The organism is Streptomyces sp. NPDC051582 (assembly GCF_040681715.1).
Lineage (GTDB): Bacteria > Actinomycetota > Actinomycetes > Streptomycetales > Streptomycetaceae > Streptomyces.
In genome coordinates, this window is sequence record NZ_JBFAZJ010000005.1 from 102505 (window position 1) to 123077 (window position 20573).

The 20573-nt window shown below is 74.0% G+C and carries 17 protein-coding genes; 11 read left to right on the top strand and 6 right to left on the bottom strand.

Features of this window, described 5'->3' with window-relative positions:
* The 10 genes from AB0M92_RS09465 (at window position 1) to AB0M92_RS09510 (ending at window position 14147) form a co-directional block, all read left to right on the top strand.
* On the top strand, window positions 1-924 hold the full coding sequence (locus AB0M92_RS09465) for a carbohydrate ABC transporter permease (protein ID WP_366101504.1): 924 nt from the start codon (window positions 1-3) through the stop codon (window positions 922-924).
* A 5-nt stretch (window positions 925-929) separates the two neighbouring features.
* A complete protein-coding gene (locus AB0M92_RS09470; protein ID WP_366101505.1) occupies window positions 930-2204 on the top strand; it encodes a 6-phospho-beta-glucosidase in 1275 nt (424 codons plus the stop codon).
* Complete coding sequence (locus AB0M92_RS09475; protein WP_366101506.1) at window positions 2195-3232, top strand: BadF/BadG/BcrA/BcrD ATPase family protein; 1038 nt, start codon at window positions 2195-2197, stop codon at window positions 3230-3232. Before AB0M92_RS09470 ends, AB0M92_RS09475 begins: the two co-directional genes overlap by 10 nt.
* Window positions 3233-3528: 296 nt before the next feature.
* Window positions 3529-4821: a hypothetical protein gene (locus AB0M92_RS09480; RefSeq protein ID WP_366101652.1), complete on the top strand. Its 1293-nt coding sequence runs from the start codon at window positions 3529-3531 to the stop codon at window positions 4819-4821.
* 182 nt (window positions 4822-5003) lie between these two features.
* A complete protein-coding gene (locus tag AB0M92_RS09485) occupies window positions 5004-5948 on the top strand; it encodes a glutamate ABC transporter substrate-binding protein (RefSeq protein WP_366101653.1) in 945 nt (314 codons plus the stop codon).
* Window positions 5949-6019: 71 nt separating this feature from the next.
* The gene (locus AB0M92_RS09490) at window positions 6020-7285 is read left to right on the top strand and encodes a hypothetical protein (RefSeq protein WP_366101507.1); all 1266 of its coding nucleotides are present in this window, start codon (window positions 6020-6022) and stop codon (window positions 7283-7285) included.
* A complete protein-coding gene (locus tag AB0M92_RS09495; RefSeq protein ID WP_366101508.1) occupies window positions 7282-10026 on the top strand; it encodes a tetratricopeptide repeat protein in 2745 nt (914 codons plus the stop codon). Before AB0M92_RS09490 ends, AB0M92_RS09495 begins: the two co-directional genes overlap by 4 nt.
* Window positions 10027-10029: 3 nt before the next feature.
* Window positions 10030-11619 (top strand): protein phosphatase 2C domain-containing protein, encoded by a 1590-nt coding sequence (locus tag AB0M92_RS09500; protein WP_366101509.1) that lies wholly within the window; start codon window positions 10030-10032, stop codon window positions 11617-11619.
* Between the two features lie 62 nt (window positions 11620-11681).
* On the top strand, window positions 11682-13007 hold the full coding sequence (locus AB0M92_RS09505; protein ID WP_366101510.1) for a VWA domain-containing protein: 1326 nt from the start codon (window positions 11682-11684) through the stop codon (window positions 13005-13007).
* Between the two features lie 63 nt (window positions 13008-13070).
* On the top strand, window positions 13071-14147 hold the full coding sequence (locus AB0M92_RS09510) for an FHA domain-containing protein (protein ID WP_366101511.1): 1077 nt from the start codon (window positions 13071-13073) through the stop codon (window positions 14145-14147).
* A gap of 18 nt (window positions 14148-14165) precedes the next feature.
* Here the strand turns inward: AB0M92_RS09510 and AB0M92_RS09515 are convergent, their stop codons facing one another.
* A complete protein-coding gene (locus tag AB0M92_RS09515; RefSeq protein WP_366101512.1) occupies window positions 14166-15185 on the bottom strand; it encodes a methyltransferase domain-containing protein in 1020 nt (339 codons plus the stop codon).
* 102 nt (window positions 15186-15287) lie between these two features.
* Between AB0M92_RS09515 and AB0M92_RS09520 the strand changes: the two genes are divergently transcribed.
* The gene (locus AB0M92_RS09520) at window positions 15288-15692 is read left to right on the top strand and encodes a globin (protein ID WP_099892271.1); all 405 of its coding nucleotides are present in this window, start codon (window positions 15288-15290) and stop codon (window positions 15690-15692) included.
* 38 nt (window positions 15693-15730) lie between these two features.
* Here AB0M92_RS09520 and AB0M92_RS09525 read toward each other — a convergent pair whose 3' ends face one another.
* The 5 genes from AB0M92_RS09525 to AB0M92_RS09545 all read right to left on the bottom strand — a co-directional run bounded on the left by AB0M92_RS09525 (window position 15731) and on the right by AB0M92_RS09545 (window position 20550).
* Window positions 15731-16447 (bottom strand): hypothetical protein, encoded by a 717-nt coding sequence (locus AB0M92_RS09525; RefSeq protein WP_366101513.1) that lies wholly within the window; start codon window positions 16445-16447, stop codon window positions 15731-15733.
* Window positions 16444-16905, bottom strand: a complete 462-nt coding sequence (locus AB0M92_RS09530) for a thioesterase family protein (protein WP_366101514.1) — start codon at window positions 16903-16905, stop codon at window positions 16444-16446. The genes AB0M92_RS09525 and AB0M92_RS09530 overlap by 4 nt, the downstream gene beginning before the upstream one ends.
* Window positions 16906-16910: 5 nt before the next feature.
* Window positions 16911-18575, bottom strand: coding sequence for an energy-dependent translational throttle protein EttA (ettA, locus tag AB0M92_RS09535; RefSeq protein WP_366101515.1), 1665 nt, complete (start codon window positions 18573-18575; stop codon window positions 16911-16913).
* Between the two features lie 113 nt (window positions 18576-18688).
* On the bottom strand, window positions 18689-18910 hold the full coding sequence (locus AB0M92_RS09540; RefSeq protein ID WP_366101516.1) for a hypothetical protein: 222 nt from the start codon (window positions 18908-18910) through the stop codon (window positions 18689-18691).
* Window positions 18911-19065: 155 nt separating this feature from the next.
* A complete protein-coding gene (locus tag AB0M92_RS09545; RefSeq protein ID WP_366101517.1) occupies window positions 19066-20550 on the bottom strand; it encodes a phosphatase PAP2 family protein in 1485 nt (494 codons plus the stop codon).
* Between the last annotated feature and the right edge of the window lie 23 nt (window positions 20551-20573).

The following is a 20573-nucleotide window of genomic DNA, read 5'->3' on the forward strand; positions in this document are numbered from 1 at the left end:
ATGGCCCAACTGACCGATGCGACGGCGCCCACCGCCACGAGGCGGACCGGGGCGGCAGCGCAGGAGGCCGGACCGCGCCGCCGCGGCGGCGCCGCCGGCCGCAAGGCCCTCCTGCACTGGATCGGCGTGCACGCCCTCGGTGTGGCCGCCGCCCTGTTCTTCGTCCTCCCCTTCGTCTTCCTCTTCCTGACCTCCCTGATGAGCGACCAGCAGGCCCTGACCCGCGACCTCGTGCCCGACACCTGGGAATGGGGCAACTACGCCAAGGTCTGGAACACCCCGGGCTTCCTGACCTGGTGGCGCAACACCCTGCTCTACGCGGGGCTGGGCACTCTGCTGACCGTGGTCTCCTCGGTGCCCGTGGCGTACGCGCTCGCCAAATTCCGCTTCCGCGGGCGGCGGCTGTCGCTGCTGCTGGTGATCGCCATGATGATGCTGCCGCCGCAGGTGGTGGTCATCCCCATGTACCTGTTCTGGGCCAAGCAGCTGGACCTGTCCGGCACCTTGTGGCCACTGATCATCCCGATGGCGTTCGGCGACGCGTTCTCGATCTTCCTGCTCCGCCAGTTCCTGCTGACCATCCCGGACGAGTACCTGGACGCCGCCAAGGTCGACGGCTGCGGCGAGCTCCGCACCCTGCTGCGCATCGTCCTGCCGATGGCCAAGCCGGGCATCGCCGCCGTCGCGCTGTTCCAGTTCTTCTCCGCCTGGAACGACTACTTCGGCCCGCAGATCTACGCCTCGGACAACCCCGCCGCCTGGACCCTCAGTTACGGACTGGAGTCCTTCAAGGGGGCGCACCACACCAATTGGAACCTCACCATGGCCGCGACCGTACTGGTCATGGCGCCGGTGATCGTCCTCTTCTTCTTCGCCCAGAAGGCTTTCGTCGAGGGCGTCACCCTGACCGGAGTGAAAGGCTAGTGACCATGAAACTCGCAGTGGTGGGCGGCGGATCCACCTACACGCCCGAGTTGATCGACGGCTTCGCGCGGCTGCGCGACACCCTGCCGATCAGCGAACTCGTGCTGATCGACCCCGCCACCGAGCGGCTGGAGCTGATCGGCGCGCTGGCGCGGCGGATCTTCGCCAAGCAGGGGCACCCGGGGCGCGTCACCACCACCGCCGATCTCGACGCGGGCGTCGAGGGGGCCGACGCGGTCCTGCTCCAGCTGCGCATCGGCGGGCAGGCGGCCCGGCTCCAGGACGAGACCTGGCCGCTGGAATGCGGCTGCGTCGGCCAGGAGACCACGGGCGCCGGCGGCCTCGCCAAGGCGCTGCGGACGGTGCCGGTGGTCCTGGACATCGCCGAGCGGGTCCGGCGGGCCAACCCGGACGCCTGGATCATCGACTTCACCAACCCCGTCGGGATCGTCACCCGCGCCCTCCTGCAGGCCGGGCACAAGGCGGTGGGGCTGTGCAACGTGGCCATCGGCTTCCAGCGGAAGTTCGCGGCGCTGCTGGACCTCGCCCCCTGCGACATCCACCTGGACCACGTGGGCCTCAACCACCTGACCTGGGAGCTGGGGGTGCGCAAGGGCGGCCCCGACGGCGAGGACCTGCTGCCCCGGCTGCTCGCCGAGCACGGCGCGGCCGTCGCCGAGGACCTGCGGCTGCCGCGCGCCGTGCTGGACCGCCTCGGCGCCGTCCCCTCGTACTACCTGCGGTACTTCTACGCGCACGACTCCGTGGTGCGCGAGCTCGGCGGCAAGCCCTCGCGGGCCGCCGAGGTGGCCGCGATGGAGAAGGAGCTGCTCGCCCTGTACGCCGATCCGGCACTGGACGAGAAGCCGGAGCTGCTGGCCAAGCGGGGCGGGGCCTTCTACTCGGAGGCGGCCGTGGACCTGGCGGCGGCGCTGCTGGGCGACGCCGGGCCGGGCCCGGCCGCCGTGCAGGTGGTCAACACGCTCAACAACGGCACCCTGCCGTTCCTCCCGGACGACGCCGTGATCGAGGTGCAGGCCCGGGTGGACCGGTCCGGCCCGGTGCCGCTCGCCGTGCCGCGCCTCGACCCGCTGTACGCGGGACTGGTCGCGCACGTCACGGCGTACGAGGACCTGGCGCTGGACGCGGCCGTGCGGGGCGGTCGAGAGCGGGTCTTCAAAGCGCTGCTGGCCCACCCCCTGGTCGGCCAGTTCGACCTGGCGGAGGGCCTGACCGACCGTCTCCTCGCGCACAACAAGGAGCACCTGGCATGGGCGTGACCCCTCCCGCCCCTCCCACCCGGCCAGCCCGGCCCGCTCGGGCCGCCGTCCTGGCCATCGACGCGGGCAACAGCAAGACGGACGCGGCCCTGATCGCCGCGGACGGAACGGTCCTCGGCACCGGGCGCTCCGGCGGCTTCCAGCCGCCGCGCACCGGTGTCGAGGAGGCGGTGGGCGTCCTGGGACGGGCGGTGGCGCAGGCGTTGGAGGCGGCCGCGCTGGGGCCGGCCGCGCCCGGGGTCCCGTACGCCGAGCAGGTCTCGGCGTGTCTGGCCAATGCCGACCTCCCGGTGGAGGAGCGCCGGCTCGCGGAGGCGATCGGCGCGCGCGGCTGGGGTGCGCGGACCCGGGTGTTCAACGACACCTTCGCCATCCTGCGCGCCGGGCTGGCCGCGGCCGAGCGGCCGCGGGGGGTCGCGGTGGTGTGCGGGGCGGGCATCAACTGCGTGGGGATGCGGCCCGACGGGCGCACGGCCCGCTTCCCGGCCCTCGGGCAGATCTCCGGGGACTGGGGCGGCGGAGGCGGCCTGGCCGCGGAGGCCCTGTGGTGGGCGGCGCGGGCGGAGGACGGCCGCGGCGGCCCGACGGAGCTGGCGGCGGCGCTGCCGGGGCACTTCGGGCTGGGTTCGATGGCCGAGCTGATCGAAGCGCTCCACCTGGGGACGCTGGCGCACGACCGGACCCACGAGCTGGTGCCGGTGCTGTTCTCGGTGGCCGCGGCGGGCGATGCGGTGGCCTCGGCGATCGTGGACCGGCAGGCGGACGAGGTGGTGGCGCTGGCCTCGGTGGCGCTGGCCCGGCTGGAGCTGCTGGAGGAAGAGGCTCCGGTGCTGCTCGGCGGTGGTGTCCTCACGGCCGGCCACGAGCGGCTGGACGAGCGGATCGCGGCGGAGCTGGCCCGGCGGGCACCGTACGCGCGGGTGTCGGTGGTCTCGGCCCCGCCCGTACTGGGCGCCGGACTGCTGGGCCTGGACGCGCTCGGGGCGCCGCCCGAAGCCCACGGAAAACTCCGTGCCCATTTCGGGTGAACCCGCCCCGGAAGGGCCCGCGTCTGGAACCGTGGCGGCCGTGGAGTCGTATCCACGGTGAAGGGGTGGGGTCGGCGCACGACGGTGGTGGATCGCCAAGATCGAGCACCGGGTGCTGTGGATGACCGCCACTACGGCCATACTGCTGCGGAGCAGTCAGGACCGAGGGGGAGGTCACGGTGGCCATCACATCACGCGCGCCCGCGCCCGGGGGCGCTGTCGCCGTGCCGCCGCCCGGCCCGCCGCCGGGGCCGCCGGACGGCCCCGCCCGGCCGGGCACGGCCTGGGCCGAGGGTGTGGAGCGCCTGCGCGCTGCCGCCACGACCGAGCCCGGCCGGCTGCGGATCATCGGGGCGGCCCTGGCCGCCCTGGTGCTGCTGTTCGGCGTGGTGACCGTCTGGGAGATCTCCGCCCGGGTCGGCGCCGCGGACGACGTGGTGGGCCGCAGCCAGCCCCTGAGCGCGGACGCGGCGAGCATCTACCGCTCGCTCGCCGATGCCGACACGGCCTCCTCCAGCGGGTTCCTGGCCGGCGGCGACGAGCCGCGCGAGGTCCGCGAGCGGTACGAGAAGGACATCTCCAACGCCTCGAAGCTGCTGGTGAACGCGGCGGCCAACACCGGGGCGGACGAGGACTCGCGCAAGCAGATCGCGCTGCTGAGCGAGCAGCTCCCGCGCTATACGGGCCTGATCGAGCAGGCGCGGGCCACGAACAAGCAGGGCCTGCCACTCGGCGGCGCCTACCTGCGCTACGCCAACGAGCAGATGAGCACCCAGCTGCTGCCCGCCGCGCAGCGGCTGTACGAGGCGGAGACGGGCCGCCTCTACACGGACTACGACGACGCCCGCTCGCTTCCGCTGGCCTCGATCGGCACGGGGCTCCTGGCGCTCGCCGTGCTGGCCTGGGCCCAGCGCCGCAACTACCGGCGCACGAACCGGGTCTTCAACCACGGCCTCGTGGCGGCGACGGCCGCCTCGCTGGTGGTGCTCATGTGGCTGGCCGTGGGCCACACGGTCGCCCGGGCGGAGCTGGCCGAGGCGAGATCGGACGGGCAGGAGTCGCTGAAGGTGCTCAACGACGCGCGGATCGCCTCGCTCCAGGCGCGCGCCAGCGAGAACCTGACCCTGATCGCGCGGGGCGCCGTACTGGCCGAGGACAACAAGTCGGACAAGTACGACGTGGACTTCACGGCCGAGATGAACGAGCTGGACGCGGGTCTGGCGAGGGCGCAGAAGCTGGCGGACGACAGCAGCGGGCGGGATCCGGTGGCCCGCGCCGTGGAGGGCGTCAAGCAGTGGAAGCAGCGGCACGCCGCGGCCCGGGAGACCGACTTGCGCGGCGACTACCAGGCCGCTCTGCCCCAGGTCATCGGGGACAGGGACCACAAGGACAGCAGCGGCGCCTCGTTCGACACGGTGGACGCGTCCTTGGAACAGGCAGTGGCCCATGAGCAGAAGGAGTTCACCCGGGCGGCCCGGGGCGGGCTCGGCGCGCTGGGCGGTTTGGTGACGGGTTCGGCGGCCCTGGCGGTCGTCGGCGCGGCGGCGGCTCTGCTCGGCATCGGGCGCCGGCTTTCGGAGTACAGGTGACAGCGATGCGGATACGCGTGAAGTCCCCCGACGAGGGCCACGACGGCGGCGCGCAGGGCGCGGCCGGGGCACAGGGCGCGGCCGGGACACGAACTGCGGCCGGGACGCCCGGCCCGGTGCCCCGTGCTTCGGGCCTGCGGCGCGTCGGCGCCCGGCTGCGCGGCTGGGGCGGGGTGAGCGCGATGGCGGCCGCCTGCGCGGTGACGGCCGCGGCCGTACTGCTGCCGCTGGCCCAGGCGGCCCCGGAGGGCGGCCACCCGGCCGTGGTCCGCGAGCCCGCCTCGATGGCGGCCGCCCCGGCCCCCTGGTCGCTCACCGACACCTGCCAGGACCCGGAGGCCAGCCTGCGCCCGAACGGCGTCGACGGGCCGGCCATCGAGCGGATCCGCAAGGCGGGCAAGCTCGTCGCGGGCGTGGACCAGAACAGCTTCAAGTGGGGCTACCGCAACCCGGTGGACGGCCGGCTCGACGGGTTCGACATCGCCCTGGTCAAGGCCATCGCCAAGGACATCCTGGGCGACGAGAACGCGGTCATCTACCGGGCCATCCCCACCAGCCAGCGCGTCCCCGCGCTCCAGGACGGCCGCGTCGACGTGGTCGTGCGGACCATGACGATCAACTGCAAGCGGCTGGAGGACGTCGCCTTCTCGACGGCGTACTTCGAGGCCGGACAGCAGGTCCTGGCCCCCAAGGGCTCCCCCATCACCGGGTACGACGCCTCGCTGAAGGGCCGCCGCATCTGCACCGCCGCCGGCTCCACGGCGGAGGCGGCGCTCAGGGCCCAGCCGTACGGCTCGGTGTCGGTCAGCGTGCCCAACCAGCTCGACTGCCTGGTCCGGCTGCAGCTGGGCGAGGTGGACGGCATCATCACGGACAACGCGCTCGCGGCCGGCCAGGCCGCGCAGGACCCGTCGGTGCGCCTCGTCGGCTCCCCGTTCACCAGGGAGTTCTACGGGGTGGCCATGAACAAGGACGCCTCCGACCTGGTGCGCCGGGTCAACAAGGTGCTGGAGGACTACCGCGCCGGCGGTGACGGCAGCCCCTGGATGCAGGCGTACGTGACGCACCTCAAGCCCGTTCTGCCCGGGGTGGCCGGACCGCCCGCGCCGAAGTACCGGGACGGCTGAGACAGGTGGCAGAGTCGGAGCCCGATGTCAGGGAAGCGGAGGCGGGGCTTGTGGAGGCGCAGTCGGCAGTGATGGACCGGGACGACGTCGACCGCGCCCTGGCCCGGCTCGGCGCGGAGCACGAGGCCGTCGAGACCTCGCTGCTGGCCCTCCAGGACCACGCCGGGCGCCGGCTGCTGGAAGGGGCCGGGCTGACCGGCGTCACCAAGGAGCGCTGGGCGGCGGCAGATGCCGCCATCACCCGGCTGTGGACGTACTTCGACGCCTACAGCGGGGCGCTGGGCGCAGCCCGGGAGATCCGCGAGCGGCGCCGCTGGCCCGGCCGCGAGGAGCTGATCGAGCTGACCGAGCGGCTGCGCGGGCCGGGGGTCCTGATCGCCGGGGCCGGGGCGGAGGGCGTGGCGCTGGCGGAGCGGCTCTCGCTCGCGGAGCTGGTCGCACGGATGAACGAGCTGTACGCGAGCTCGCTGGACGTGGTGGTGGCCGCCGACTCGGTGTGGTCGGCGCTGCCCGCCCGCATCGACCTGCTCGCGGCCGAGCTGCACCGCACCCGCTCGCTGGCCCACTCGGTGGGCGTCCGCCCGGGCGAACACCCCTCGGGAGACGACCTGGAGGCGATCACCGCCGAGCTGACGGGACTGCGGGAGCAGGTGATCGCGGACCCGCTGGCGTTCTGGCAGCCGGTGGCGGGAAGTTCCGCTCCGGGCGGCGGCCGCCCCGACACCACCCGGTACGACCGGGCCGCGGTCGCGCTGGAGGACGTACGCCGGGAGATCGAGGCGGTCCTGGACGTACGGCAGGACGCCGAGCAGCGGCTGATCAGCCTGCGGGACGTGCTCTCGCGGGCCGACCGGACCCTGGCGGAGGCGCGGACCGCGCGCGGCGAGGTGCTGGCGAAGATCGCGGCTTCGGAGGTGCCCGTCGTGAGCGGGCCGCCCACGGCGCTCCAGGAGCAGCTGGCCGCGGCGGCCGAGTACCGCCGCCAGGCCCAGTGGCACCGGCTCTCGCCGCTGCTGGAATCGCTGGAGGAGCGGGCCGACGAGGAACTGCGCAGGGCACGCGAATCGTTGACCGCGGTGACGGCGCCGTTGGCCGTGCGCGCGGAGCTGCGCGGGCGGCTGGACGCGTACAAGGCGAAGGTGGCCCGGCACGGCATGGCAGAGGATCCGCTCCTGGTCGAGCGGTACGACACGGCACGGCGGATGCTGTGGAGCGCGCCCTGCGATCTGCGGGCCGCCGAGCAGGCCGTGCTGCGTTACCAGCAGGCGACGGCCGAGTCACTGGCACCGCCGCAGCCGCAGTACCGGCCCGACGGGCCGGGGGAGGAGGACGCATGAGTCTGGTCGGAACCGCGTGCGTTCGCCCCGGCTGCCCGGGGTCGTACGAGGACATGGGCGACGGAGGGCTGTACTGCGACACCTGCGGGCTCGCGCCGATCGGCTCCGTCGCGGCGGGCGCGGACGAGCTGGTCTCGCCGCCGACGGGGATGACGAGCGCGGCCCGGTACCCCGACTCGCAGGGGGCCCACGGCTCCCACGGCTCTCACGGATCGGGCCGTTCCGGCCGTTCGGGGTCGACCTCGGCCTCGGCGCGCTCCTCGCGGTCCTCCCGCTCCTCGTCCTCGCGCCGCTCGGTGTCGGGCCGGCTCTCGCGCTCCCTGCCGGGCGCCGCGTCGAGCCGCTCGGTGTCGGTGCGCAGTTCGGGTTCGGCGGCCGGCCCCTCGGGGCGCAGCCGGCTGGGCGCCGGGCTGGTCAACGTCCCGGAGGTGCCGCGCCCGGATCCCTCGGCGGCGGTGCTGGAGAACCCGGAGGTGCCGGAGCGCAAGCGGTTCTGCTCGCGCTCGGACTGCGGGGCTCCGGTGGGCCGCTCGCGCGGGGACCGGCCGGGGCGCACCGAGGGGTTCTGCACCAAGTGCGGGCACCCGTACTCCTTCGTGCCCAAGCTGCGCGCGGGGGAGGTCGTGCACGGTCAGTACGAGGTGGCGGGCTGCCTGGCGCACGGCGGCCTCGGCTGGGTGTACCTGGCGGTGGACCGGGCCGTCTCGGACCGGTGGGTGGTCCTCAAGGGCCTGCTGGACACCGGGGACCAGGACGCGATGGAGGCGGCGATCTCCGAGCGGCGCTTCCTCGCGGAGATCGAGCACTCCAACATCGTGCGGATCTACAACTTCGTGGAGCACCTGGACCAGCGGACGGGCTCGCTGGACGGGTACATCGTCATGGAGTACGTCGGCGGAAAATCGCTGAAGGAGATAGCGAACGAACGGCGGCGCCCCGACGGCCGGCGCGATCCGCTGCCGGTGGAGCAGGCCTGCGCGTACGGGATCGAGGCGCTGGAGGCGCTCGGGCACCTGCACAGCCGGAACCTCCTGTACTGCGACTTCAAGGTCGACAACGCGATCCAGCAGCAGGACCAGCTGAAGCTGATCGACATGGGCGCCGTGCGCCGGATGGACGACGAGGAGTCGGCCATCTACGGCACGGTGGGCTACCAGGCGCCGGAGGTGGCCGAGCTCGGCCCCTCGGTCGCCTCCGACCTGTACACGGTGGCGCGGACGCTGGCCGTCCTGACCTTCGACTTCCAGGGCTACACGAACGTGTTCGTGGATTCGCTGCCGGATCCGGAGCACATCGAGGTGTTCGGGCGGTACGAGTCCTTCTACCGGCTGCTGGTCCGGGCGACCGATCCGGATCCGGGGCGGCGGTTCTCGTCCGCGCAGGAGATGGCGGACCAGCTGACGGGCGTGCTGCGGGAGGTCGTGGCGCTCCAGACGGGCCGGCCGCGGCCGCAGCTCTCCACGCTCTTCGGACCGGAGCTGCGGGTTCCGGACACCCGGCTGTTCGCCGACGTGGCCGGGGCCGAGGTGTCCCGGCTGGGGGCCCGCGCCGTGCCGGGTCCCGCGGCGGGCGGCCGACGGTTCGGGCGCCGGCCCGCGCCGTCGGCGATCGTGCCGGCTCCGGCGGCGGCCGCGGGTCCGGGCGCGATGGCGGCCCCCTCCGGGGCTCCGGGGGCCTCGGCCCTGTCGGCGCCGCTCGGGACGAGCGCGACGCACCGCGTCGGAGCTGCGGCGCGGCAGGCCCGGGTGCCGGCTCCCCGGCACGCCGCCCCGGTGGCCGCGCCGCCCGTGCCGGCGCCGGGCGTACGCCCCACCGGGCTGGCCGCGCCGGACGCCCGGGACATGGCGCTGTCGCTGCCGGTGCCGCTGGTGGACTCGGCCGATCCCAACGCGGGCTTCCTGGCGGGACTGCTGGCCACCGCACCGGGCGACCTGCTGGGGGCCCTGCACGCGGCGCCCGCCGACTCGGCCGAGTTGCGGCTGCGCGAGCTGCGGGCCCGCCTGGAGCTCGGCGAACTGGCCGCGGCCGGAGCCGCCCTGGCCGATCTGGAAGGCCGGCATCCGGACGACTGGCGGGTGGTGTGGGCGCGCGGGATCTCCTCCCTGGCCACCGGCGAGGACGAGATGGCCGCCCTGTCCTTCGACGCGATCTACGACGCCTTCCCGGGCGAGCCCGCGCCGAAGCTGGCGCTGGGCCTGTGCGCGGAGATCCTGGGGCAGCTGGACAACGCCGCCGAGTACTACCGGCTGGTCTGGATCACCGACCCGGGGTTCGTGAGCGCCGCCTTCGGGCTGGCCCGGGTCCAGCTCGCCGCGGGCGACCGGGCCAAGGCGGTGCGCACGCTGGAGTCCGTGCCCGAGGCCTCGATCCACTACACCGCCGCACGGGTGGCGGCGGTACGGGCACGCCTGCGCGACCGTTCTCCCGAGGAGCCCCTGCTTCCGGATCTGACGGCGGCTGCCGCGCAGGTGGAGGCGCTGGAGAGGTTCGGGCTGGACGCGGTCCGGCACGAACGGCTGTCGACCGAGGTTCTGGGCTCGGCCCTGGACTGGGTACTGTCGGGTAGCCGGGGTTCCGACCCCGGCCGGACCTCGCTGCTCGGCAGTCAACTGGACGAGCGGGGCCTGCGCTTCGGGCTGGAGCGCTCGTACCGCGTGCTCGCGCGGCTGGCGCAGCGGGGCGAGGACAGGATCGAACTGGTGGAGCGGGCAAACCGTTTCCGTCCCCGGACGTGGGTGTGAGTGATGTCGATGCATCGGCCGTCTGGCTGCCCCAGCTGCGCGGAGCCCCTTGAGGAGGGTGACCGTTTCTGCGGTGTCTGCGGCGCGCCCGTGTCCGCCGCCTCCCCTCCCGTGTCCCGGGACGATCCGACGCTCCCGATCCCGACGCTCCCGGCCCCGCCGACCGGCCCGACGGGGGGCTACGCCCTCGCGGAGCCCGCGCCCGGGTGGGGCACTGTCGCCGCCGGGTCGGCGCCCACGCTGGTCGGGGAGAGCGGCGGTTGGTCCGCACCGGCGGAGCCCGCCACCGCCGAGCCGGTGGCACGGCCCGGCCTGATTCCGGATCCGGCGCCCGCACCGGCACCGGCTCCGGCACCGGCTCCGGCACCGCCGCCTGCCCCCTCGTCCGCGCCCGGCCCCGAGGCGGCCGCCGTACCACCGCAGGGCTCCTCGCACGGAGCGCCCGAGCCGGCGTACGGCAGCGCGCCCGAGCCGGCCTACGGCGGTGGCGAGATCCGCCACGACCGGCCCGGCAGCCCCGGCAGCAGCCCCACCCCGCCCGAGGGCACCCCCTGGGGTGCGCCCGAAGCCCCGTACGGAGCCGGTCCCGGGCACGAGGACCCGTACGCCTCCGGCACCGCGCAGGGCAGCGGTCCCGCGGGCGGCGACGGCGGGAAGACCTGCGTGGCCTGCCGGGCCGGGCGGGTCGACACCGACGGGTACTGCGAGCACTGCGGGCACGCCCAGCCCCGCGAGCGGGACCACCTGGAGGAGGAGCTCGGCAGCGTCGCCGCCGTCAGCGACCGGGGGCTGCGCCACCACCGCAACGAGGACTCGTTCGCGGTCGCGGCCACCGCCCTGCCCGACGGATCGGCCGCCACGGTGGCCATCGTCTGCGACGGAGTCTCCTCCGCCAGCCGCCCCGACGAGGCTTCGGCCGCGGCGGCCGGCGCCGCCAACGAGGCGCTGCTCGAAGCCCTGCCGCGCGGCGCCCACCCCCAGGAGGCCATGCACGACGCCATCCTGGCCGCGGCCGCCGCCGTGAACGCCCTGGCCCCGGAGGTCCCGGGCGCGCAGAACGCCCCGGCCTGCACCCTGGTCGGCGCCGTCGTCAGCGGTGAGGTGCTGACCATCGGCTGGGTCGGCGACAGCCGCGCGTACTGGGTCCCGGACGACCGGAGCGCGCTGGCCCGCCGCCTCACCGAGGACGACTCCTGGGCGGCCCAGATGGTCGCCGCCGGGCTGATGGGCGAGGCCGAGGCCTACGCCGATGTCCGGGCCCACGCCATCACCGGATGGCTCGGGGCCGACGCGTACGACCTGGAGCCGCACACCGCCAGCTTCAAGCCGGACCACGCGGGCGTGGTGGTCGTCTGCACCGACGGCCTGTGGAACTACGCCGAGTCCGCCCAGGAGATGGCCCAGGTGCTGCCCGCGGACGCGGCCGCGCGCCCGCTGCACAGCGCGCAGGTCCTGGTGGGGCACGCCCTCGACGGGGGCGGCCACGACAACGTCACCGTGGCCATCGTCCCGTTCGCCGCCCCGACCGACCCGGCGACCGCCTCTGCCGTCGCCCAAGCGGAACCTGAAACGGAAGCACAGGCGGAGAGGTAAGCACGCCCTCGGCCCCGAACCGCCCGCCCCCGCACGCCCGTCTTCTCCTAGGAGTCCAGTCGATGGCGAACTTCGCCAAGCCGAGCGCCCCGCGCTTCAGCGTGGAGGTGTACCAGAACGAGTTCCTCCCCGAGGGCGGGCGGGACGTCCACGCCATCGTCACCGTCACGTCCACGGGCGGCGCCGCCGCCGCCCGCGCGTCGGCCGCCCGGAGCTCGGCCGCCGTCGTGATCATGGTGGACTGCTCGGGGTCCATGGAGTACCCGCCGGACAAGATGCGCGGCGCCCGCGAGGCCACCGCCGCCGCGATCGACACCCTGCGCGACGGCACCGCGTTCGCCGTCATCGACGGCACCCACGTGGCCAGGGAGGTCTACCCCGGCCAGGGCCGCCTCGCCGTGGCCGACGCGGCCACCCGCGCCCAGGCCAAGGAGGCCCTGCGGTCCTTGCGTTCCGGCGGCGGCACCGCCATCGGCACCTGGCTGCGCCTCGCCGACGGCCTGCTGCGCCAGTCCACCGCCACCATCCGGCACGGCATCCTGCTCACCGACGGCCGCAACGAGCACGAGGACCCGGCCGTGCTCCGCGCCACCCTGGAGGCCTGCGCGGGCCGCTTCACCTGCGACGCCCGCGGAGTGGGAACCGACTGGGAGGTCAAGGAGGTCACCGGCATCGCGAGCGCGCTGCTCGGTTCGGCCGACATCGTGGCCGATCCGGCGCACCTCAGCGAGGACTTCACGCTCATGATGGAGAACGTCATGGGCAAGGAGGTCGCGGACGTCGCGCTGCGCCTGTGGACCCCGGTCGGCGTGGAGATCCAGTACGTCAAGCAGGTCGCGCCCACCGTCCAGGACCTCAGCGACCGCCGCACCGAGGCGGGCCCGCGGGCCGGCGACTACCCGACCGGTTCCTGGGGCGACGAGTCCCGCGAGTACCACGTGTGCGTCCGGGTCCCGGCCGCCTCCGTCGGGCAGGAGATGCTGGCCGCCCGGGCCACGCTCCTGCTCCCCGGCGCGCCGGGCGAGCCGCCGGCCACGCTCGCACAGGGACTCGTCCGGGCGGTGTGGACGGACGATCTGGCCGCTTCCACCGCCATCAACGCGCAGGTCGCCCACTACACGGGCCAGGCGGAACTCTCGCAGGCTATCCAACAGGGGCTGGAAGCGCGCAAAATGGGCGATGTCGACGGCGCCACGGCCAAGCTCGGCCGCGCCGTGCAGTTGGCCAGTGCCTCCGGAAACGCGGACACGGCCAAACTGCTCGCCAAGGTGGTGGATGTCGTCGATGCGGCGGCGGGTACTGTGCGGCTGAAGGCGAAGGTGGCGGATGCCGACGAGATGACCCTCGAAACGCGTTCGATCCAGACCGTCCGTGTGAAGAAGTCCTGAGACCAACTGAGAGACCTGAGAAGACCTGACGCGATGACGCAGGCTGAAGGGGGAAGAGCCGCCATGCCGACCTGCCCGAACGGGCACCAGTCCGCTTCCGACGACTGGTGCGAGGTCTGCGGCCACCGCATGGCTGCCGCCGCGGGCGCGCCAGCGGCGCCCTCCTACGGCTACGGCTATCCTCCCAGCGCCGGTGAGCCGACCGCCCAGGCGGAGCTCTGCCCGCAGTGCCGGACCCCGCGCGAGGCGATGGCACCGTTCTGCGAGGAGTGCCGGTACAACTTCCTGACGCGCTCGGCGACCTCGTACGCGCCGCCGGCGCCGCTGGGCACGGACGCGGGGGCCGCGGGCGGGAACGGGCACGGGGCCGGGGCCACCCCGCCTCCCCCTCCGCCGCCGCCCGCCCCGCCGCAGATGCCCCCCTCGGCGCCCTTCTCCCAGGACCACTTCGAGTACCAGGGCTCCCGTCCGTCCCGTGTCAACCGGCCGGCCGAGCCGCTGCAGCGCGAGGACGACTGGCTGCTGCCGCCTCCGGCGCACGAGCAGCACCAGGCGCAGCACCAGGCGCAGGGCCAGGCTCAGCACCAGTCGTACCGGCAGCAGCCCCCGGCGGCGCCCCACGAGTACCAGCAGCCGGAGTACCAGCAGCAGCCGCAGGAGTACCAGCAGGCGCCGCAGGCCCAGCAGCAACAGCAACAGCACCAACCCCAGCAGCAGTTCCCGCCGCAGAGCACCGGCGCGTGGAGCGCGACGATCGGCCCCGACCGCTCGTACTTCATGGCGATGATGCAGCGCAGCGGCCCCGAGGCGGCCGGGCTCAACCTGCCCGCGTACTCCCCGGAGCAGCATCTTCCGCTCTCCGGCGGCCAGATCACCATCGGCCGCCGCCGCGCCTCCACGGGCGAGTCCCCGGACATCGACCTGTCGGTGCCCCCGGAGGACCCGGGCGTCTCCCACCAGCACGCCGTGCTCGTCCAGCAGCCCGACCTCAGCTGGGCGGTCGTCGACCAGAACTCCACCAACGGCACCACCATCAACGGTGGCGAGGAGCCGATCCAGCCCTACGTCCCGGTGCCCCTCACCGACGGCGACCGGGTCCACGTGGGCGCCTGGACCACGATCACCATCCGCCGGGGCTGATCCGCGGCCGCCGCCGCGCTACTCCCCCAGGGGCCATACGTACGGGCCCTGGGGGTCGTCGAGCCAGGACCACTGCCCCTCGGCGCTGACGGTCACCCCGAACCGCTCCCGGCCCGGCCGGCCCTCGCCGCGCCACAGGTCCAGTGCCTCGCGCGGGTGCAGCACGCCCGCCGTCAGTACGAGCATGAACTGGAGCCGCTCGTTCTCCACCAGCTCGTACGGGAGCCCGTACGACGCCGCCCCGGGCGCGGTCGCCGAGGCCGAGGCGCCGCGCAGCGGGACGAAGTACGCCGAGGTGTGCAGGAAGCGTCCCTCCGCGAAACCGGCGTCGCGGACCGTCAGCGCGATCAGCCCGGTCGACAGCGGGGCGAGGATCCGCGCTCCGGGGCGGCACTGGCCGAGCCAGGCGTGCGGGATCAGCGGCAGGGTGCAGGTCACCAGGATCCGGTCGAAGGGGGCGCGGGAGGGGCAGCCGCGCGCCCCGTCGCCGGTGACCACGGTCGGCCGGTGGCCGAGCAGGGCCAGATGAGCCCGCGCGGACTCGGTGATCTCCTCGTCCAGGTCGATCGTGGTGACGTGCTCCTCGCCGAGCCGGTGGCTGAGCAGCGCGGCGGTGTAGCCGGTGCCCGTGCCGATCTCCAGTACGTCGTCCCCGTCCCCGACGTCCAGCGCCTCCAGCATCTTCGCCATCAGGGACGGCTGGCTGCTGGAGGAGACCAGCTCGCCGTCGCGCAGCCGGGTGGGGAGCGGGGCGTCGGCGTAGACCCCGCGCAGCCAGCGGGCGCGGTGGGCGGGGTCGGGGTCCTCGCCCCAGAGCCGCTCGTGGCCGGCTCCGCGGCCCGTGAAGAAGTACGGGACGAAGACGTGCCGGGGCACCGCCGCGAAGGCGGCCCGCCAGGCGGGATCGTCCAGCACCCCGGCGGCGGTCAGCTCCCGTACCTGCGCGGCGTGGGCGGCGTCCCGCAGGTCCCGCGCCTCGGCGTGCGCGGCGCGCGGCTGGTGTGCGGGACGTGCGGAGCGAGCGGCGTGTGCACCCATGGCTCCACTGTCCTGCCACCGGGCCCGGGAGGCGAACGGTGGTCGTCGGACGGTGGTCCTAAGACCTCCGTCCTCCGTCCGGGCGTCTGAGACGATGGTCGGGTGAATGAGATTCCGCGGGGCACGGTTCAGGAGCAGACGTTTTACGAGCAGGTGGGCGGCGAGGAGACCTTCCGCCGCCTGGTGCGGCGCTTCTACGAGGGGGTCGCGCAGGACCCGCTGCTGCGTCCGATGTACCCGGAGGAGGACCTCGGCCCGGCCGAGGAGCGGTTCGCCCTGTTCCTGATGCAGTACTGGGGCGGCCCGAACACGTACAGCGAGAACCGCGGCCACCCCCGCCTGCGGATGCGGCACGCCCCGTTCCAGGTGGACGCGGCGGCGCACGACGCGTGGCTGGGGCACATGCGCGTGGCGGTGGACGAGCTGGGTCTGGCCCCGGAGCTCGAAGCACAGCTGTGGCGGTACCTGACGTACGCCGCCGCCTCGATGATCAACACCGCGGGATAGTCCTCAAGGGGAACCGCAAGCGGAGGGGGACCCCGAAGCTAGACCGGCCTCACCTGGAGGGCGCCCAGGCCCCCGGTGCCGCCGGGGCGGCGCATCGCGATCGAGCCGTACGGGGTGCGCAGCCGGAGCCAGCTGCCGGAGGCGAGCAGGGCCACCGGGTCGGGGACGGCGCCGGGAGCGCCGGCTCCGCTCGCCACGGCCGAGCGGATCGGCCGCAGGAAGCCCAGGGACTGCGCGGCGTGCACGGCGCGCAGCGGGAGCTCGGTGTCGCCCAGCGTCCGGGACCAGATCTCGCGGCCGATGCGGTCCCGCTCGGACCGGGTCCGGTGCTGCGGGGGCAGGGCCTCGTCACGGGCCCGGAACTCGGCGACGGACGCGCTCACGGCGGCCCGTATCGCCTCGGGGCCGGGCAGCCCCGGCAGCTGCCGCCAGCCGCCGCGGGGCGGGAGCACCCCGGTCCACGGCGGGCCGGTGACAGGCGCGGGAACGGTGGCGCTCGCGTCGGCCTCGGCCACGGTTTCCAGCAGCTCCCCGGCCGAGACGGTCACGTCCAGCGGGCGGGAGACGGGCACGGCGAGGCGCACCGTGCGGATGGCCAGCACCTCGAAGGAGGCCGGCCGGCCGAAGACGGCGACCGCGCCGCCGGCTGCCTGAAGACGGACAGCGGCGGCGCGGTCGTAGTGCACGAGCCGCCCCAGGAAGGCGGCGAGGTCCGCCGCCTCCCCGGAGTCGGCGAGGCACAGCCGTTCGGTCATGCGGCGACGCGGCCTTCCGCGCGCGAGCCCGCGGGCTCGTCGAGGTACTTCTCCAGGAAGTGCCTCTCCTCGGCCGAGATGCGGCGGGGCCGCCCCTCGGCGAGGTTGTACGGCACCACCACGGTCGAGGCCCGCACGTAGACCTTCTCCGGTGCGTCCTCGGTCGCCTCGTCCTTGACCTCGTAGCCGATGGTCAGCGACGCGGCACCTATCCGCGTCACCCAGGACTCGATCAGGACGGGCTCGTGACGGTGCACGAGCGGCAGCTTGTAGTCGATCTCGTGGCGGGCCACGACGGACCCGCCCGTGAAGGACTGGCTGCCCTCCCCCGGCGCCAGCCGGAACATGAAGTCGATCCTCGCCTCCTCCAGGTAGCGGAGGAAGACCACGTTGTTGACGTGGCCGAAGGAGTCCATGTCCGACCAGCGCAGCGGGCACCGGTAGTGATGTCTGGCCATGTTGCTCAGCCTCGGGTGAGCTTCTTGTACGTGGCGCGGTGCGGACGGGTGGCGTCCGGGCCGAGCCGCTCGATCTTGTTCTTCTCGTAGGACTCGAAGTTGCCCTCGAACCAGAACCACTTCGAGTCACCCTCGTAGGCGAGGATGTGCGTGGCCACTCGGTCCAGGAACCAGCGGTCGTGGGAGACGACCACGGCCGCACCGGGGAATTCGAGCAGCGCGTTCTCCAGGGAGCCCAGGGTCTCGACGTCGAGGTCGTTGGTGGGCTCGTCGAGGAGCAGCAGGTTGCCGCCCTGCTTGAGGGTCAGCGCCAGGTTCAGACGGTTGCGCTCACCGCCGGAGAGCACGCCGGCCGGCTTCTGCTGGTCCGGGCCCTTGAAGCCGAAGGCGCTGACGTAGGCACGCGACGGCATCTCGACGTTGCCGACGTTGATGTAGTCCAGCTCGTCCGAGACGACCGCCCAGAGGGTCTTCTTGGGGTCGATGTTGGCGCGGCCCTGGTCGACGTACGAGATCTTGACGGTCTCGCCGACCTTGATCTCGCCGGAGTCCGGCGTCTCCAGGCCCTGGATCATCTTGAAGAGCGTGGTCTTGCCGGCGCCGTTCGGGCCGATGATGCCGACGATGCCGTTGCGCGGCAGCGTGAAGGACAGGTCGTCGATGAGGACCTTGTCGCCGAACGCCTTCGAGAGGTTGTTGACCTCGACCACGATCGAGCCCAGACGCGGGCCCGGCGGGATCTGGATCTCCTCGAAGTCGAGCTTGCGCATCTTGTCGGCCTCGGCCGCCATCTCCTCGTAACGGGCGAGGCGGGCCTTGGACTTGGCCTGGCGGCCCTTGGCGTTGGAGCGGACCCACTCCAGCTCTTCCTTGAGGCGCTTGGCGCGCTTCTCGTCCTTCTTGCCCTCGACCTTGAGGCGCTCGGCCTTCTTCTCCAGGTAGGTGGAGTAGTTGCCCTCGTAGGGGTGCGCGCGGCCGCGGTCGAGTTCGAGGATCCACTCGGCGACGTTGTCGAGGAAGTAGCGGTCGTGGGTGACCGCCACGACGGCGCCCTTGTACTGGGCCAGGTGCTGCTCCAGCCAGTTCACGGACTCGGCGTCGAGGTGGTTGGTGGGCTCGTCGAGGAGCAGCAGGTCGGGGGCCTCCAGCAGCAGCTTGCAGAGGGCCACGCGGCGCTTCTCACCGCCCGAGAGGTTGGTGACCGGCCAGTCGCCGGGCGGGCAGCCCAGGGCGTCCATGGCCTGCTCCAGCTGGGCGTCCAGGTCCCACGCGTTGGCGTGGTCCAGGTCGTCCTGGAGCTTGCCCATCTCCGCCATCAGCTCGTCGGTGTAGTTCGTCGCCATTTCCTCGGCGATCGCGTTGAACCGGTTGAGCTTCTGCTTGATCGGGCCGACGCCGTCCTCGACGTTCTCCAGGACGGTCTTGGACTCGTCGAGCTTGGGCTCCTGCATGAGGATGCCGACGGAGTATCCCGGAGACAGGTACGCGTCACCGTTGGAAGGCTGCTCGATACCCGCCATGATCTTCAGGACGGTGGACTTGCCGGCGCCGTTCGGACCGACCACGCCGATCTTCGCGCCGGGCAGGAAGTTCAGGAAGACGTCATCCAGAATCACCTTGTCGCCGTGCGCCTTGCGCGTCTTGCGCATGGTGTAGATGAACTCAGCCAAGAGAAACCGTCCGGCAGATCGTGGGGTGGGCAGATACACCCCATCTTGCCAGTCGTCCACCCCTACGGGCGAATGGGTAGGTCAGCCCCCGGCACCACCGCACGCCGGATCGGTCAGCGCGGGCACAGGGAGCCCGGGGTCCGGTTCTCGATGATCTCGGTGAGGACGTCGAACGAGGTCGGGCCCCTGCCGGGGCCTGCCCGGGCGGGCTCCTCGGCGGCCCGGGGCGGTGCGTGGGAGGGGCGGCGCACGAGTACGCCCTCCCGCTCGCGGGCGGTCTCCGGGTGGCCGAGAGCGTGCGGCGGGGCGGCTTCGTGATCGCGCCACTCGATCACGAAGCCGCCCTCGTCACGGGTCCCGAAGCCGCCGCGCAGGCAGTGGGTGGAGCTGCCCGGGCCGGCTGCCGGGCCAGCTGCCGGGTCAGCTGCCGGGCCGGCTGCCGAAGCAGCCCCCCGGGGCTTTCCCTAGGGCGGGCGCCGCGCCTTCCGGGTCAGGCCGGGCGGTAGACCGTCAGGGCGTCCGGGAGGGTGTCCAGGACCAGGGCGGGCGGGGCGGGGGTGCATTCGCCGTCGTACGCGAGCGGGGTGCCCGGCGGGATGTCGCCGATGCGCAGGCTCCGCAGGCGGGTGGCCGTGTGGACGGGGGAACGGCTCAGCGGACCCGTCAGCGCGGCCGCGAACAGGCGCGGGCCGGGCCGGCCGCCGCCGTGGACGAGGCGGACGTCGAGCAGGCCCTCGCCGAGGCTGTCGCGGCGGCGGGGGGTCGGGCCGGTGCCGTGGTACGTGCCGTTGCCCACGAAGAGCAGCCAGACGCTGCGCGGCTTCCCGGCCAGCCGCAGCCGTACGGGATGCTCCGCGCGCAGGACCTTCCACGCGGCCAGCAGCGCGGCGGGGCCGCCGCCGATCCGCGGCGCCCAGCGCAGCCGGCGCCGCAGCAGCTCGGGGTAGGCGCCGATGCTGAAGGTGTTCAGGAAGTACCCGGAGCGACCGTCCTCGGGGTCCGGGCCGGGTGTGAAGCGGCCGGCGCTGACCCGGACCGCGCGGCCCGCGGCGACGGCGCGGCAGGTGTCCTCGGCCCCGCCGAGGCCGAGGTCCAGCGCGAAGTGGTTGAGCGTGCCGCCGGGGAACACCGCCAGCGGCACCCCGGCCCGCAGCGCGGCGGTGGCGGCCGCGTTGACCGTGCCGTCGCCGCCGCACACCCCGAGCACGGTGGACCGGGCGGCGGCCGCCTCCAGCTCCCCGGCCAGCTGCGGCCCCTCGCACTCGACCACCTCGGCCCGGGGCAGCCGGGCGCGCAGTACGTCGAGACCCGCCGCGGAAGCCGTTCCGGAGCCGGTGTTGACCACCACCGTGAGCCCGGCCCCGTCCGGCAGCGCGGGCGCCTCGGTGGCCTTCCGCTCGTCCCCGGGATCGATCCGCGCCTCCTCCACGGCGCGGGTTATGCGGCGTACGACGAGACCCGCGGCCACGCCCAGCGCAGCCCCCGCGGCCACGTCGGAGGGGTAGTGGACCCCCGTGTACACGCGGGAGAACGCCACCGACACCGCCACCGGGGCCAGCAGGGCGCCCCAGCCCGGCGCCCCCAGCGCCAGCCCGGTGGTGAACGCGAACGCGGACGCCGAGTGCCCCGACGGGAACGAGGTGGTCGTCGGCTGCGTCACGAGCCGCCGCACCTCGGGCACCCCCTCCAGCAGCGGCCGGGGCCGGCGTACGGACCACTTGCCGACGGTGTTCACGGTCGCCGAGGCCAGCGCCAGCGAGGCGGCCCCGCACAGTGCCGCCTTGCGGGCCCCGGTCGAGCCGAGGACCGCGATCGCGGCGGCGGCCCCTCCCCACAGCACCCCGTGGTTCGCGGCCCGCCCCAGCCTCGGCAGCACCCGGTCACCGGCCGGCCAGTGCCGGCGGGCCACGCCGTCGAACAGCATCCGGTCCCACTGTGCGGCGGCACCCCGCCAGGTCAACTCTTGATCGCCCATTCCCCCCGCTTACCCGCACGCCC

Coding starts and splice junctions, on each gene's coding strand:
- AB0M92_RS09465 (WP_366101504.1), top strand. CDS start 1: ATGGCCCAACTGACCGATGCGACGGCGCCCACCGCCACGAGGCGGACC.
- AB0M92_RS09470 (WP_366101505.1), top strand. CDS start 930: ATGAAACTCGCAGTGGTGGGCGGCGGATCCACCTACACGCCCGAGTTG.
- AB0M92_RS09475 (WP_366101506.1), top strand. CDS start 2,195: ATGGGCGTGACCCCTCCCGCCCCTCCCACCCGGCCAGCCCGGCCCGCT.
- AB0M92_RS09485 (WP_366101653.1), top strand. CDS start 5,004: ATGGCGGCCGCCTGCGCGGTGACGGCCGCGGCCGTACTGCTGCCGCTG.
- AB0M92_RS09490 (WP_366101507.1), top strand. CDS start 6,020: ATGGACCGGGACGACGTCGACCGCGCCCTGGCCCGGCTCGGCGCGGAG.
- AB0M92_RS09495 (WP_366101508.1), top strand. CDS start 7,282: ATGAGTCTGGTCGGAACCGCGTGCGTTCGCCCCGGCTGCCCGGGGTCG.
- AB0M92_RS09500 (WP_366101509.1), top strand. CDS start 10,030: ATGTCGATGCATCGGCCGTCTGGCTGCCCCAGCTGCGCGGAGCCCCTT.
- AB0M92_RS09505 (WP_366101510.1), top strand. CDS start 11,682: ATGGCGAACTTCGCCAAGCCGAGCGCCCCGCGCTTCAGCGTGGAGGTG.
- AB0M92_RS09510 (WP_366101511.1), top strand. CDS start 13,071: ATGCCGACCTGCCCGAACGGGCACCAGTCCGCTTCCGACGACTGGTGC.
- AB0M92_RS09515 (WP_366101512.1), bottom strand. CDS start 15,185: ATGGGTGCACACGCCGCTCGCTCCGCACGTCCCGCACACCAGCCGCGC.
- AB0M92_RS09525 (WP_366101513.1), bottom strand. CDS start 16,447: ATGACCGAACGGCTGTGCCTCGCCGACTCCGGGGAGGCGGCGGACCTC.
- AB0M92_RS09530 (WP_366101514.1), bottom strand. CDS start 16,905: ATGGCCAGACATCACTACCGGTGCCCGCTGCGCTGGTCGGACATGGAC.
- AB0M92_RS09545 (WP_366101517.1), bottom strand. CDS start 20,550: ATGGGCGATCAAGAGTTGACCTGGCGGGGTGCCGCCGCACAGTGGGAC.